The 13048-nt window shown below is 66.9% G+C and carries 16 protein-coding genes; all 16 read right to left on the bottom strand.

Annotated features, from left to right (window positions below):
* Positions 1-31: 31 nt before the first annotated feature.
* Positions 32-1927 carry a hypothetical protein gene (locus AC07NG_RS11070; protein ID WP_492854850.1) on the bottom strand — a complete coding sequence of 632 codons (1896 nt, stop codon included), beginning with the start codon at positions 1925-1927 and terminating at the stop codon, positions 32-34.
* An 81-nt stretch (positions 1928-2008) separates the two neighbouring features.
* Positions 2009-2374, bottom strand: coding sequence for a hypothetical protein (locus AC07NG_RS11075; RefSeq protein ID WP_492854849.1), 366 nt, complete (start codon positions 2372-2374; stop codon positions 2009-2011).
* Positions 2268-2621 carry a hypothetical protein gene (locus AC07NG_RS11080; protein ID WP_492854848.1) on the bottom strand — a complete coding sequence of 118 codons (354 nt, stop codon included), beginning with the start codon at positions 2619-2621 and terminating at the stop codon, positions 2268-2270. The genes AC07NG_RS11075 and AC07NG_RS11080 overlap by 107 nt, the downstream gene beginning before the upstream one ends.
* Positions 2618-3223 carry a glycoside hydrolase family 19 protein gene (locus AC07NG_RS11085; RefSeq protein WP_494594014.1) on the bottom strand — a complete coding sequence of 202 codons (606 nt, stop codon included), beginning with the start codon at positions 3221-3223 and terminating at the stop codon, positions 2618-2620. Before AC07NG_RS11085 ends, AC07NG_RS11080 begins: the two co-directional genes overlap by 4 nt.
* Positions 3224-3234: 11 nt before the next feature.
* Complete coding sequence (locus tag AC07NG_RS11090; protein WP_494594016.1) at positions 3235-4389, bottom strand: hypothetical protein; 1155 nt, start codon at positions 4387-4389, stop codon at positions 3235-3237.
* Entirely contained in the window at positions 4386-4727 is a 342-nt protein-coding gene (locus AC07NG_RS11095) for a hypothetical protein (RefSeq protein ID WP_494594018.1), read from the bottom strand. The genes AC07NG_RS11090 and AC07NG_RS11095 overlap by 4 nt, the downstream gene beginning before the upstream one ends.
* Positions 4724-4975, bottom strand: a complete 252-nt coding sequence (locus tag AC07NG_RS11100; protein ID WP_494594020.1) for a hypothetical protein — start codon at positions 4973-4975, stop codon at positions 4724-4726. The genes AC07NG_RS11095 and AC07NG_RS11100 overlap by 4 nt, the downstream gene beginning before the upstream one ends.
* A 160-nt stretch (positions 4976-5135) precedes the next feature.
* Complete coding sequence (locus tag AC07NG_RS11105) at positions 5136-5693, bottom strand: hypothetical protein (protein ID WP_494594022.1); 558 nt, start codon at positions 5691-5693, stop codon at positions 5136-5138.
* A gap of 18 nt (positions 5694-5711) precedes the next feature.
* On the bottom strand, positions 5712-7127 hold the full coding sequence (locus AC07NG_RS11110; RefSeq protein WP_494594024.1) for an SGNH/GDSL hydrolase family protein: 1416 nt from the start codon (positions 7125-7127) through the stop codon (positions 5712-5714).
* 4 nt (positions 7128-7131) lie between these two features.
* The gene (locus AC07NG_RS11115; RefSeq protein ID WP_494594026.1) at positions 7132-7494 is read right to left on the bottom strand and encodes a hypothetical protein; all 363 of its coding nucleotides are present in this window, start codon (positions 7492-7494) and stop codon (positions 7132-7134) included.
* A gap of 64 nt (positions 7495-7558) precedes the next feature.
* The gene (locus tag AC07NG_RS11120) at positions 7559-8995 is read right to left on the bottom strand and encodes a tail fiber protein (protein ID WP_494594028.1); all 1437 of its coding nucleotides are present in this window, start codon (positions 8993-8995) and stop codon (positions 7559-7561) included.
* A 25-nt stretch (positions 8996-9020) separates the two neighbouring features.
* The gene (locus tag AC07NG_RS11125) at positions 9021-9761 is read right to left on the bottom strand and encodes a UCP028438 family phage-derived protein (protein ID WP_494594030.1); all 741 of its coding nucleotides are present in this window, start codon (positions 9759-9761) and stop codon (positions 9021-9023) included.
* The gene (locus AC07NG_RS11130; RefSeq protein ID WP_494594032.1) at positions 9758-10888 is read right to left on the bottom strand and encodes a baseplate J/gp47 family protein; all 1131 of its coding nucleotides are present in this window, start codon (positions 10886-10888) and stop codon (positions 9758-9760) included. Before AC07NG_RS11130 ends, AC07NG_RS11125 begins: the two co-directional genes overlap by 4 nt.
* 1 nt (position 10889) lies before the next feature.
* Entirely contained in the window at positions 10890-11273 is a 384-nt protein-coding gene (locus AC07NG_RS11135) for a hypothetical protein (RefSeq protein WP_494594035.1), read from the bottom strand.
* A gap of 8 nt (positions 11274-11281) precedes the next feature.
* Complete coding sequence (locus AC07NG_RS11140; protein WP_494594037.1) at positions 11282-11848, bottom strand: phage baseplate assembly protein V; 567 nt, start codon at positions 11846-11848, stop codon at positions 11282-11284.
* Entirely contained in the window at positions 11845-12969 is a 1125-nt protein-coding gene (locus tag AC07NG_RS11145) for a hypothetical protein (protein WP_494594039.1), read from the bottom strand. Before AC07NG_RS11145 ends, AC07NG_RS11140 begins: the two co-directional genes overlap by 4 nt.
* Positions 12970-13048: the final 79 nt, after the last annotated feature.

The raw sequence follows: 13048 nt of genomic DNA on the forward strand, positions 1-13048 counted from the left end.
CGGGAAATCTACCGCAACCTCCGGGCGTGGTCTACTGCGGCCACCAGATCCCGGTCGGCGCCACCGAGTACGTCAGGTTGATCCGGTCTCCAGGGCCGACCGGAATGGGCCAGGTCGGCGTCGCCGAAGCGATCTGCGACCCGTTCAGCTTGATGCTCGACACCGTGCCGCCGATCAGCAGCAGCGTGGCGGGCGAACCGAACGGATTGTAGAGGTCGACGCCGGAGGCCGGCACGCTCAGAGCCACGGCGGAGCGGTTCTCGTTGTAGCCGGTGTTGCCCGTGATCCGCTTGAAGCTCGTGCCGGCGTCGGCCATCTGATCGACGAGCCCCGCGATGCGATTGCCGCGGACGTTCGCCCCCTTGATGTCGACGTAGGTCGCGCCATTTTCGGCGATGATCCCATAGTCCTGGTAGCCGGTCAGCTCGGAGGTCGCGCCGCCTCCGTAGCGGCCGCCATGAACCTCGATGCCGCGGACGTTCGGCCCGATGATCAGGCCGGCCGATCCTGCGTTGGCGTCGTCGAAGTTGTTGCCGTGCACCTTCAGATTCGACAGCGTGATCTCCCGGCCGCCGCGGATGTTGATCCCGTGCCGGCCGTGGCCGCTGATTTCACAGTCGGCGACCATCATGTTGATCACGGCCTGCGGATAGACGCCGCCACGGTTGGTGCCGTCGACATAGATGCCGGTGTCGCTGTCGCCCAGTTGGCCCTTGACGTCACAGCCCATCAATTTGAAGCCGCCGATGTAGGCGTTGTTCGAGCCGGTGGGGCCGCCCAGCCAGACGGGGTGCTCGCCCGAAGCGTCAATGTAACTGTTCTGCACCCGGAATTCGAGGATGCCGTTCTCCGGCATCTGCTGGATCCGGAGGTTGTTCCTGGCGGCGTTGCCCAGGTAACTCCGGTCGATGGCGCAATCCTCGCACCCCGTCACGAGGACCCCGTTCTGATAGCCCTTCAGCCGCGGCCCCAGAACGCTCAGGTTGGTGTGGTTCACCTCGGTGCAGAGGTTGGTAACGCCGGGCGCGACGCCCAGGCCGTACTGCGCCGCAGAGGCCAGCAGGAGGCCGGTGACGTTGTTGGCGCCGGCGTTGTTCGTCGGATCGTACTGACCCGAAAGCGCGATTTTGTCGCCATGGACGAAGGAGCAGCCATAGCATGCCAAGCCGATCATACCGCCGGCGATGAAGAGGCTCTCAAGACGCCCGCTGTTGACGCCAGCAAGCACGATGTGGGGGTGCGTCATGGGCGTGCCGGGCGCCTCGGGCGTTCCCCAGCCGTGAAACAGGTACAGGCCCTTAATTTCCACGTCCTGCGTCGGCAGGAGATTACCTCCAGACGAGGCGGCGACACGGATCGTCGGGCCGTAGTTGGTCGAGCGCTGGAGAATCGTACCCAGCGCCCCCCCCCGCGCGCCCTCGATCGAGACCTTGCCTACAGAGATGTCGATGATTTGGGAGAGGGTCAGCGATGCCGCCGGCAGGTTCATTCGAACTCTGTTGGCCAGGTTGTTGACGCGCTTGAAGGTCGCGGCCGCGACCATCCGCTGAACGTAGGTATCGGCCACCAACGCGCCACTGAAGACGAGCGAGCGCAACTCGATCGGCACAAACTGCTCCAGGCAGATATCCTCGACGTCGCTCAGCGACATCTCGACGGTGCGCGCCACAGCGCCGGTAGCGTCGAGGATGTGGAACACGTTCTCCGCCTTGTCGGCGCCGATCGCGCTCCGCCCTGTCTCAGGGTTGACGTTCGAGAACTGGTCGTTGGCGGCGCCAAACTGGGTAGCCAGCGCCGCGATGTCCTGCGCCTGGGCCACGCCGGTCGCCGGCACGCCCGCAGCGACCTGCACCCCCACCAACTTTTCGAGGCCGGTAAGGGCCTGCATCGCCTGTAGTTGGCTGGTGCGGATGGGCGCGTCGACCATGATTTGCTCACAGGTTTGCGGCCCGTCGGGTGACCCGGCGGGCTAGATGTTCAGGGGGTGGTGGCGTGGTGGGGCGGCCGGCTAACGGCTGCGCAGGCGGTCGATCCAGTTGCGCGGCTTGACGGCCTGATTAGCTTTGTCGATCAGCGACACGGCGCCGTCGGCGCGGGCCCGCTCGGCTTCCTTGACCGCCTCTTGGTCGATCGAGAAGGCCATCAGCGGCTTGACATAGGTGTTCCAGATCATGGCCCGTTCGGCCTCCGGGCTGGATGCCAGCGGGATCCCGCTGGGAGCCGGCAGGGAGGGCTTGGCCGTGTCGGGGATTTGGGCGCGCAGGTTCTCAGGAACCGGGATCGTCGGTCCCCGCGCCGGCGTCGCGCACGCGGTCAATGCCAGCGCTCCAAGCAGCCAGGTCACCGTCAGGATCTGTCGAAGCGTCGAGCGCATGGTGGGCCTCCTGGGCTTTGCGCTGGATGGTGGTGGTCTTGGTGGCGACCTGGCCGGCCACTTCGGCCGCGCCGGCGCTGACATCGGCCTGAACCGCGGCGGTGGCGGCCCGGCCCTCCGCGGCCTTGCGCCGTCCGAAGGGGTCGAAGTTCCAGGCCAGAGCGACGACGGCCCCGATCACGACCACGATGGCCACGGCGCCGAACCCCCATTGAAGGGCGGTCCAGGCGGGAAGCTGGATCTTCATCGGAAGATCCTCTTGGCCTTGGCCAGCCAAGCAGAGCGCTCCGTCAATCCGATCACACCGCCATTGACCGCTCGGGTGATGGCCTCGACATCGTCGCGATCGGCCTCATCGTTGAGGGATTTCTTCCCCCAGTAAGTCAGCGCCAGGCGCGCAGCGATTTTGGGCTCTGCGGCGCTGTCCGGATCATCCTCCACGCCGAAGGCGCGGTAGTTGGCCCGGCCGGTCAGTTGGATCAGGCCGCGGCCTCGGTAGCGCCAGCCGTCGCCGGGCTGGGTGTTTCCCAGATCGGCCCGGCCGCCATAGACCTTCTCGGCCAGCCTGGATGGCGCCCGAGCGTACGGCTCGGCGCTGGCGACCGTGGGAAAGCGGCGGGGCCAGACGGCCGGCAGCCGTTCGGCCGAATAGGAGAGGTTCTCCTCCAGCCGCGTGAACCCACCCGACTCGTGCGCGACCTGGGCCAGGAAGTGGCAGACCCGCAGCGGGGTAGTCAGACCGACAGCGGCGCGGCCGGCTTCGAGCGCCGACACGATGGCCAGGGCGTTGGGGAGCGGGCAGCCGGGCGCGAAGGCCCGGAACCGGTCCTGGGTGATGATCTCGGTCATGGAATGGTCCTTCAGCCGAAGGCGAGCATTTCCGGGCGCGTGGTGTTGCGCGCGACCTCGCCGAATTCGTCGTGGTAGGTGATCAGCGTGCAGCCCCGGCGGCTGATCAGGCCTTTGCCGAGGGCGTAGTCGTCCGAAGGGGCCAGGGACGGGTGCTGAACCGCCACCATCCCACCCTTCTCCTTTTCGTGGATGTGATGCTCGTGACCGCGGTGGCCGTAGGCGTAGACGCTCTGACCCCACATCTCTCGGAACATCGAGGCGAAGATGCCGGCGTAGTCCGTCAGCTTGGCGCCATGGCCGTGGTGGACGCCGATCATGACCTTGCCGAAGCGGAGGGCGTAGTAGTCGAGCTTGGAGTTCACCACCGTCAGCCGGGGCTCGGCACCGTAGATGTGGGCAAGCATGCGGCGGATCATCTTCGACGAGGCCAGATCGTGATTTCCTGTCGCCCAGATGACGTAGACCTGGGCGTGGGTCCGCAGGCCTTCGTCGATCACGGCTAGGGCCACATCGAGCGTGGCCTCGACCATGTCGTCGAAATCGCCGTCCGAATGCAGGACGTGGCGGCTGGTTGGGGTGACCGGCGAGAGCCCGTCGTAGTGCATGGCGTCGCCGCCGAAGCACAGCACCAGGCGCTCGGCCTTCGGCGCCACTCCAAGGGCATGCGCGGCGCTGCCGATGATGGTCCGCTTTGCGATCGCGACGTCCCAGCAACCGGCCGGATCGTCCGAGCTGATCTTCTCGCCGATGTGAAGGTCGAAGAGGCCGAGGAAGTTCGTCAGATTGTCGTTCGCGTGCTCTGGCAGGTCCACCGGCTCGAAGCGCCGGAAGTCCTTCAGCCGCTCGTCGCAGCGGGCCATGATGGCCTCAATCGACGCGGCCTCCGGATGGAGGCGCTGCCAGCTTCGCGTGCCGTCCTCGTGCCTGCGCTCGCGGGTCACCTTACCCACGGTATAGCCGGCCGGCACTCCCTCCTCCCAATGGCCCGGCGCGTATCCTGCGCGCGCCGCCCTCGCCTTCACCGCGCGGAAGGCGTCACTGATGTTGCTCGCGCTGACGCCCAAGGCCTCGCCCGCCTTCCGGTAGGAGCCGTGCACGTCATAGGCCTCCATCAACTGCCATTGCCGGTTGGTGGCGAACTCCTTCAAGCGCTCGTCGATCAAGGCGCGGTCTCCTTCACGGTGACCTGGCCCTCAACGGCCAGGGTGTGGGGCTCGTCGTCGCGCTCGACGTCCGCCTTGAAGCCGCCCTTGCCGGCGGAGAAGCCGACCCGCAACTCGGTGATCGCCACCAGGGCCACCATCACCAGGAATAGGACGGCCAGACAGATCGTGGAGAGCGCCTTAACCCGCTCCCGCTCGACGCCGAGCGACCATGGCCCCATCCAGAGGACGAGGACGATTGCGGCGGCGAACAGGGTCAGGGCCATCGCCGCTCCCACCTGCGCCCAGAAGCGCGCTGGAGCGGCGGCGAGCATGGCCCGCCAAGTGCGACCGATCACTTCGACACCCGCGGGCGGGCCGCAGCGCGTTGCGGTCGCTCCTCCAGCTTCTCGTCTAGCTTGGTCACCAGGGAGATCAGGTGCTCGACCTGAACCTCCAAACGGATCACCGCCCGGTCGTGCCCCTCCACCGCGCCCACGCGCCGCTCCAGGTCGGCAACCTTTTGCCGGAGGGCGCCGTAGGCGATCAGCGGGCCAGCAATGGACATCGCGACCGCGGCGAGCGCGATCCAGGCTTCCGGGTTCATGCCGGCTCCTAAGGTCGAGTTTTCGGAAGCACGGCAGGAACAAGCTGCGCCGCTCAGCATTCAGCAGGGGTCAAATCCCCTTTGACAGCGCACGACTACCGCGAAGGCCCCGGCAAACACCGTCCCAAATCCGCCGGGGCCTTTCACGGGCGCTGACGCGCTAGGCGTAGGCGTCCAGCTGATGGGCGATTTTGGCCCAGGCCTTCGTGTAGGCGTCGAACTGGGCGTAGACGGCCGGGTCACGACCCTCGTCGTTGTCCCAAGGCTTGGCCTTCCAGCGCGGATACGCCTCGCGCAGGGCCTTGAACGCGGTCAGCAGCTTGTTGAAGTCCGGCAGCAGGTCGGGATGCTTCGCGGCTACGGCCAAGAGGGCGGCGTCTTCGTCCCAATCCACGAGCACATTGGCTGCGTTCTCAAGATAAGCCGGATTCCAGGTCCGGATCGGCCAGCCGTCGGCGTCGCGGCCAAGGGTGTCTTGGGCCGCTCCGCCGATGAAGTTGCCCATCAGAGGGCGCAGCGCGCCGAGCATGCGCGTGAGTGACAGGGACCTGATGGCCTCAATCTGCTCTTGCTGTGCTTCCATGATTTTCACCTGTCTAGCAGCGATGCGAAGCTGCTGGATTGCGACCCCCACCGCGATCAGGCCCACGATCAGGGTCTGGTAGCGGTTCAGCCAGAATTCGAATGGGTGCTGAAGGCAGGCGCATAGGTGTTTCATGCGCCCCACATAACACGGCTATGCCGCCATCATCAGAGCCACGTTCACCGCGCCGCTGGCCTTGACGGCCAAGTTCGCGGCTTGATTGGGGTGGACGCCGTCGGTCGTGTAGTTCGGCAGCCAGATGGTCCCGTCGCCCAGCACGGGGGCGATGTCGTGCACACCGGCCAGGCGCGGATGCGGAAGGGTGCGGAGCCACGCGTTATAGGCCGCGACCTTCCCTCCGCTGAGGTCGGTCTGGGCCGTGGTCGTCCAGTCGCCCGACGTCCACGGCGGCATGGTTACGCCCCAGATCCGCAGGTGCGCTGGCAGGCTGTCCAGGAGGGCGAGATAGCGCGCCTGGGCCTGGGCCAGGGTCTGTGTGTCGTTGAGGAAGTCGTTGACCGACAGCGGCACGACAGCCTCGGTCGCGTAGTCGGCCAGGCCGAAGCGCAGCGGATGCGAGGCGTTCAGCTGGCCGATCGACATGGTGCGCCGCGCGACGTTGATGTACGGCATCGCGTCGCCGATCGAGCGACACAGCGTTCCCAGCTCATAGGCGGCGTCGATCTGGTCGCCCCGGCCATAGTGGGTGCTGTCGATAAGGAGCCAGGCAGTCGGTTCGCTATGCGGTCCGACGATCGCCGCCGGCGTGGACATGACGCTAGCGATACCCCCGGTCATCGCGCCACCTAGCGTCAGGTCCGCAGTCGTCGTGCCTCGGAACAGCACGTCGCTGCCGCCCTTGATGGTGTCGGCCTGGTAGGGGACGCCGACCCCGCAGTGACGCCAGCGTCGCGGATAGATGCTGTCGCCCTTGGCCAGCGGATAGGCCAGCAAGTCGCTCACGATACGCTGGCCGCTCGGCACGGTTCCGTTCGCGGCGCCGCCCCACTTGATTTCCGACCACGGGCCGGTGCTGGCCTTGGCCATCGAGGCGTGCACGGTCATGTCTGCGCCGATCGGCGTCTCGCCGTTGCTGGCGCCGACGTAGGAGCCGACCTCGACGAAGGCCACGCTGTCCACCGCGACCTGCACCTTCTGGAACGACATGCTCATCGTCTCGAAGCGCGCGGTGTCGAGCACGTCCGGGAAGAAATGGCGGGTGGCGACCACGCCCAGATAGGGCGCGCGGCCGCTCGTGACCGTGGCTGAGCCCCTGGCGCTGGTGGCCGTGACCTTGCAGCGCAGGACGGGACCATCGCCGGCCTGGACGGTACGGGACGCGCCCGTGGCGCCTGAGATCGCCACCCAGGCGCCGTTCGAGAACTTCTCCCACTGATAGGCGAAACCCGTGACCTCGCCGTTCCACGTGCCTTGGCCGACGGTGACGACCGAGCCGGCCCTGGCGAGTCCGGAGACTACGGGCAGCACGAGGTTTCGCGGCGGCTGCGGCGCCTGGCCGCAAGCCATAGGCCAGCCCTTGGCCAGCCCGTAGGACTTGGGAAGCGGCATGGGCTCAGCTCAGGCTGGAGTTGATGACGGTGGGCGCGCCGCCGATCGCGGCCAGGCGGATCGACGCGTTCGCGCCAGCGACGACGCCAAGCGTGCCGTTGGCGGTCAGGCTTGCGCCGGTGACATCCAGCGCCGTCACGCCGTCCGGCCCCAGAACCTGCAGCTTGATCGTCGCGCCGTTCCAGGCTCCGGCCGTCAGGGCCCAGATGTACGAGCCGGCCGCGATGCCGGTCACCCAGTCGGAAGAGCCGCCGCTGGAGATCGAGGCCAGAGCGCTGGCCAGAGTGAACGCTTGATCGGCGATGACCACGGCGCCGACGTTCACAGCGGTGCCATCAGCGCGCACGACCGTGTTGGGGATGCTCATCGGCATTCTCCATGAGAAGCTTGGGCGGCGTTAGCCGCAGATGTTGGGGGGCGGCGGTCCGGCGTCAGAACTTGATGATGAACATCACCGCCACGTTGGTCGGGCGGGTTTCAGCGGCCGTGCGAGGGGTCCCGTTCGTGCCGTCGGTGGTCGGGTTGCCGGTGTCGGTGATGATCGTCGGGCTGACGCCCGCCGTGCCGGAGAAGCCGCTTCCGGTGCCCTGTTGGCGGGCGTTGTCGATCGAATGATGGTGGCCTTGGAAGGCGTCGGCCTGGGTCGTGCCGAGCGTTCGGCCGGCGTCGACGCCGCGACCGTTGTCCCAGCCGCGGGCGAACTGGCCTCGCATGTCCGGCAGGTTGAAGGTGGTGGTGCCGTTGCCCGCGCCATAGATCGTTCCGATCTCGGCAAACAGATCGGCATAAGTGGTGCGCGACACCGCCGCGCCGTTGCATTCCAGCCAACCGGCCGGGACGTTGCTCGAGGCCCGCGTACGGATCTCACCGATGAGCATTCCGGTGCTGTTGGCGGCGGGCGACTGGAACTGCCAAGCCGCGCCGTCATAGGCGAAGGTGTAGGTCTGCCCGGAAACGATCTCACCGCCCTTGAGCGCTGCGCCGCGGTCCTGGATGGCGACTGCGCCCAGGCCGTTGAGATTGAGGGTCGCCGCGCCCGTGTTGGTCGTGGTGACCTTGATCCGCACGGCCATGCCCGCCGTGAGACCGGTTACGGCAGGCGTCACCGAGGCGGTGATAGCGTTCGCGGTCCCGGCGCCGGCAGCGTAAACCAGCGAGCCGCTCTGAACCGCCGCGATGGTGGCGTACCGCAGATCGGCGCTCGCTTGGCTGATCTTCGCGCCAAGCCGCTCGCCGATGAAGGGCGCGCCGCTGTAGACGGCGATATTGCCTGAGACGATGGAGGTCTGGCCGTAGGCCACCGTCACGACGTAGGCGGCCACATAGCCCGCGTCGGGCGCCGGCGTGACCTGGGTCCCGGTCGCGGCCGCCACGCCCGCCTTAACCGCCACCAGGCAGAGGTCACGGCGAAGCGTCTTGGTGGTGTCGCCGCTGTTGTTCGGACCCGACCAAGCCTGTGACGGATTGTCGGCGTTATAGTAGGCCAGCAGCTCGTCACCGGCGTCGGTTTCGCTGAACGCGACCTGGACCAGATAGTTGACCGAGAAGCCCGTGGTCGCCGGCGCCGGGCAGGACAGCGTGTAGCCGTCGAGCGTGATGCCCTGCTTGAGCACCTGGTGGGTGGTGTCGGCCGCTAGCGAGCCGAACGAGGTCGCATCGACATTGGCCAGGGCGTAGATCTCGCCGGCGCCGACCTTGACTTGCATGGAGGCCGGGCTGGTCGGGGTGCAGTCCAGCCCGTTGAGCAGGGTTCCGGTTCCCAACACGGCGCTTGCCAGCTTGGCCACGGCGATCATGCTGTTGCGGTTCTGCAGGTTGATGTCGTTCGAGCGCGGGATCGCGCCCGGCCAGACGATGCTGCGGTCCATTCACGTGCTCCTGGAAGAAGGGTCGTCAGATCGCGAGCGGCCGGCCGGCCTCGGTGACGATCGGAACAGCGCCCTCGGTCACGAGGACGACGAAGTTTCTGGGGTAGGCAAAGCGGACCCACACGCGGGTCGCGACCGGGCGAACGCTGGTGATCGCCTCGGCCACATCTTCTGCGCTCACGGTCGGTTGGACCATGGAGGCGTCGGTCCACTCGATTTCCGAGACTGTGTCGTAGGCCCCAACAGCGATATCCCAGCCGGCGACATAAGGGATGCCGGCAACCGCCGGCAGTTCCACCTGCACGAAGGCCTGATAGGTGAGCGACGGCTCGGCCCAGGACCCCGCAGTGTCGAAACCCCAGATGGCGACGTCCCAGGCGCCGGTGTCGGCCATGCGCCCTGGCTCGATGATCACCGGCGCGTTGCCGGTCAGATCCTCGATCACCTTGGAGAGGCCCGCCCGCGTCGCCCGTTCTCGGAACAGGTTGGCGATGATCCGAGAACGGAAGCTGGTGTCGCTCTGCCCCTGCCCTCTCAGCAGCCTGACGCCGAAGAAGTCGGCGGCGATCAGGTCGACCCACCCGTCCGAGGCGGTAAGAATTCGGGTCTGGAGCTTGGCGTAGGCGTAGAGGTCGTAGACGAAGGCTAGCGCCCAGGCAGCGCCCTCGAACAGGCCGTCAAGGACGGGCGTCTCGCCCAAGCCGAACCAGGATCGCGGCAGCAGGCCCTTGAGACGGGCCTTCATGTTGGCCTGATCGCCGATCACGCCAGATCCACCGTCACCGCGTCGGCCCGGATCGCCTGTTTGGCGGTGGCGACCATGTCGGCCACACCGCCGTTCAGCAGAACGCCGGTGACGTTCGACACCCCGCCGCTGGCGGCATAGGCCACCTGCGCAAGCCGGGTGTAGGCGAGCGCTTCGCCCAGGCCAAGGCCAGCGATATACGTGACGAGCGCGTCCTCGACCTGGGCTTGGACCGTAGCGGGCGTGTAGCCGGCGGCCACCGCGATCGTCATCGACACGTCGGCGGAGACCAGCACTGGCGCGAAGACGCCGAAGGTCGAAGTCAGCGGCCGGACCACGTCGATCGCATCGCGCACCGCATCGAGGAAGGTGTCCGACGGCGCGCCCGAGCCATCGTCCACCACGACGTAGAAATAGCCCATCTGCTCGACGCCGCCGTAGGTCTCGTTCTCCCTCAGCGCATAGGAGACGCCGGTCTGGATGGAACTGACGGCATACTCCACCGCGGAAGCGGTCGCCTTGGCCAGGCTGGCGATGTAGTCGACGAACCTGGCGCGCAGCGCCGCATCGGTTTCAGCCGCCGCGCCACCGCCCATGGCCAGCGCGTTGGTGACCGTGTCGATCCCCAGGATCGCATCCACGATGACCGAGACCGCGCCGGCTGCGGCATTGGCCCCCGCCCCCGCCGTGGTCGCCTCGACTGGCGCGTCAAAGGTGGCCTGCCCCACCGGCACGATGTAGCCGCCCTGGGTGGCGTTGTAGGCCGGGTCGCTTTCATCCGCGACGACAACGAAGCGCACCGAACCGTCGGCGGTCTCCACCTGGGCGCCCACGGGAATGAACCCCGTCGCCGTGGCCGTGAAGCGGTTGAATGTGACGACACCCTCGGCATAGGTCGCTGGCAGCCTGGTCAGACCGTAGTCGGCCATCCAGCTGTCCAGATCCGCGCCGGACGACGTTGCCGCGCGGGTCGCCGCCAGCAGCGCCAGGATATTGCCCTGGAGCCAGAGCACGACCTGAGCGAAGGCCTCGACGAACGCCCTGGTCAGCGATCCGATGGTGAAATCGACGAGACCAGCCGCAGCGCCCTGGATCGCCGCCACCTGCCCGCGGACCAGATCGGTGAAGGTCTTGGTGGTCACCGCCATGTCAGGCCTCCAGATTGAACGACAGGACGGCCGGGATGCGCTCGGGCGCGACGGTGTAGGAGATCTGGAGGGAGATCCCGTTGGTGATCGCGATCACCGCGACCTGCGGCTCCGGAGACGCCGCAACCGTGGCCTCCAGCCGCATCTGGCCGCGCACCAGGGCCTTGATCTTCGCCGGCTCGGCCAGCTGCCCCACATAAGCCGGCAGACCCGCCCCATAGTCGGGATGCGCCAGATACTCTCCCGGCGCAGTGAGCAGCCGGCGCAGCACGCGCTGCTTGGAACGCTCGACCAGGGAAGCGACAGCGACGTCACCGGTTCCTGACGCAGCGATGTCGCCGCCCCAGCTGTGCGCCGGCTCGGTCAGGTCCGTCAGGTTCGGCATTACGCCCCCTAGGTGGCGAGGTGATCCGAGAGCGCGGTTGGCGCGCCGACGGCGAGCACCTGATGCTTGTGCTGGTTGTAAGCGTCGCGGTGCGCCTTGACCGTGACGGCGTTGCCAGAGCCGGTTTGGTCGGTGATATCGCCGGTCACCTGCAGGTTGGCGTCGATCACCACCTTCTGCGGTGCGGTGATCGTAACGACGCCATCGGCGGTGAAGCGAAGGCTGGCGCCGGCCTCATGCGCGACCAACACCTCGCCAGCCGGCACAGCCTGGGGGCGGTCCTCGTCGCTGTAGAGCGCGCCAACGATGATGCCCGCTTCTGTGGCGCTCTCCTGGAAGAGCACCAGCACCTGATCGTCGATGTTCGGTGGCGCGAAGACGCCGAAACCATTGCCGGCCCGGATCGTGGCGATCGGACACCAGCCCGTCTCCACGTCCTCCGGCATCAGCCGGACCTTTGCGGCGTAGGTCGCCGGATCGTAGCTGGAGACGATGCCCATGCGCGGCTTGGCCATTGAGGCAACGGCGAGAAGCGCCTGGCGCTTCATCACGTTCTGGAGCCGGGCGAAGCTCACAGGCTGACCTCGCTTTCCGGGGAGTGGTTCTTTGCCTCGATCCGCCAGCTGTAGCCACCGTCACGCGACATCGACCGCGCTATGCTGTCAGGGAAATAGCTCTGATCGACCACGGTCCCCGTCCCCTCCACCTTCAGGACGTCGGTGACATCGAGCAGGTTGTCGGCGGGCCCGTCGATCGAGAGCTTCATTTCCTGGCGAGATAGTTCGGCCAGCAGTTGCTGGGCGCGCTGCGTGGCCTGCTCCGGCGTCAGGCCCGGGATCGTGTAGGAGAACTCCTGCACCGGAGAAACCGCCCGCCCCGCGCTCTTGGTCACGGCGTTCTTGGACTTCGTCGCCGTCGCGGTCTTGCTGAAGCCCTTCTTCGACTTCGCGTTCCAGCTTTTCACGATGACGCGGATGTCCCTCGCCAGGGTGAGATTGCGCGACGTCGAAAGGCGCGAACCGTTGAACGTCGGCGGCCCGCCATCCTCGCCGGGCGTCCAGCGGAAGACGTATGGATCCTGGCCGTCCTTCGGCTTGGGTTGAAAGTGAAGCTCCTTGCCGCGCACGAACACCGCGAACTGTTCTTCCTGGGCCAGCCAAGTCAGCAAGTCCCACTCGCTGGACTCGTTTTGCAGCCTGACGCGGTCGATCTCGTAAAAGCGGCCAACCTTGGTCGTCGTCTTGGTCACGACCGGCGTCAGCCCGTGCGCGACCGCCAGCTTGGTCGCTATTTCCGACGCCGTGAGGTTCGGGTATTTGGCCGAGGTCTTGGTGTCGATCAGCTTGGCGGTCAGATCCCGCCCAGAGATCGAAAGCACCCTGCCCGTCCAGTCAATCGTCAGATCGTCCACCATCCCAAGGATGTGCGACTTGAACTCGCTCGGCTGGGGCGCCGTCGGATCGGCGGGAAACCCGGCGAGGATATCTACCTCAACTTCGGCCTGAGACGCCCACCAATCGACGCCGCGGTCAGCCGGCAGCATCGAAAGCGCGAAGCGGACCGAAAACCCGTCCGCGCTGAAGAAGGCGTTCGTGTCGACTTCCCAATCCAGCCAGCCTGGCAGCACAGCGCCGTTGACCTTCACGAGCCCGCGCGGGGCCCTGGCGGCCGAGACCGCCGGCAGCTGGTTCCGCATGGGATGTCCCGGAAATGCAAAAGGGCCGCGCTCGGCGACCCTTTTGACCGTGGCGCACCGCGCCGTGTTAGCTGAAACC

The organism is Caulobacter sp. GW821-FHT10C03 (genome assembly GCF_059415485.1).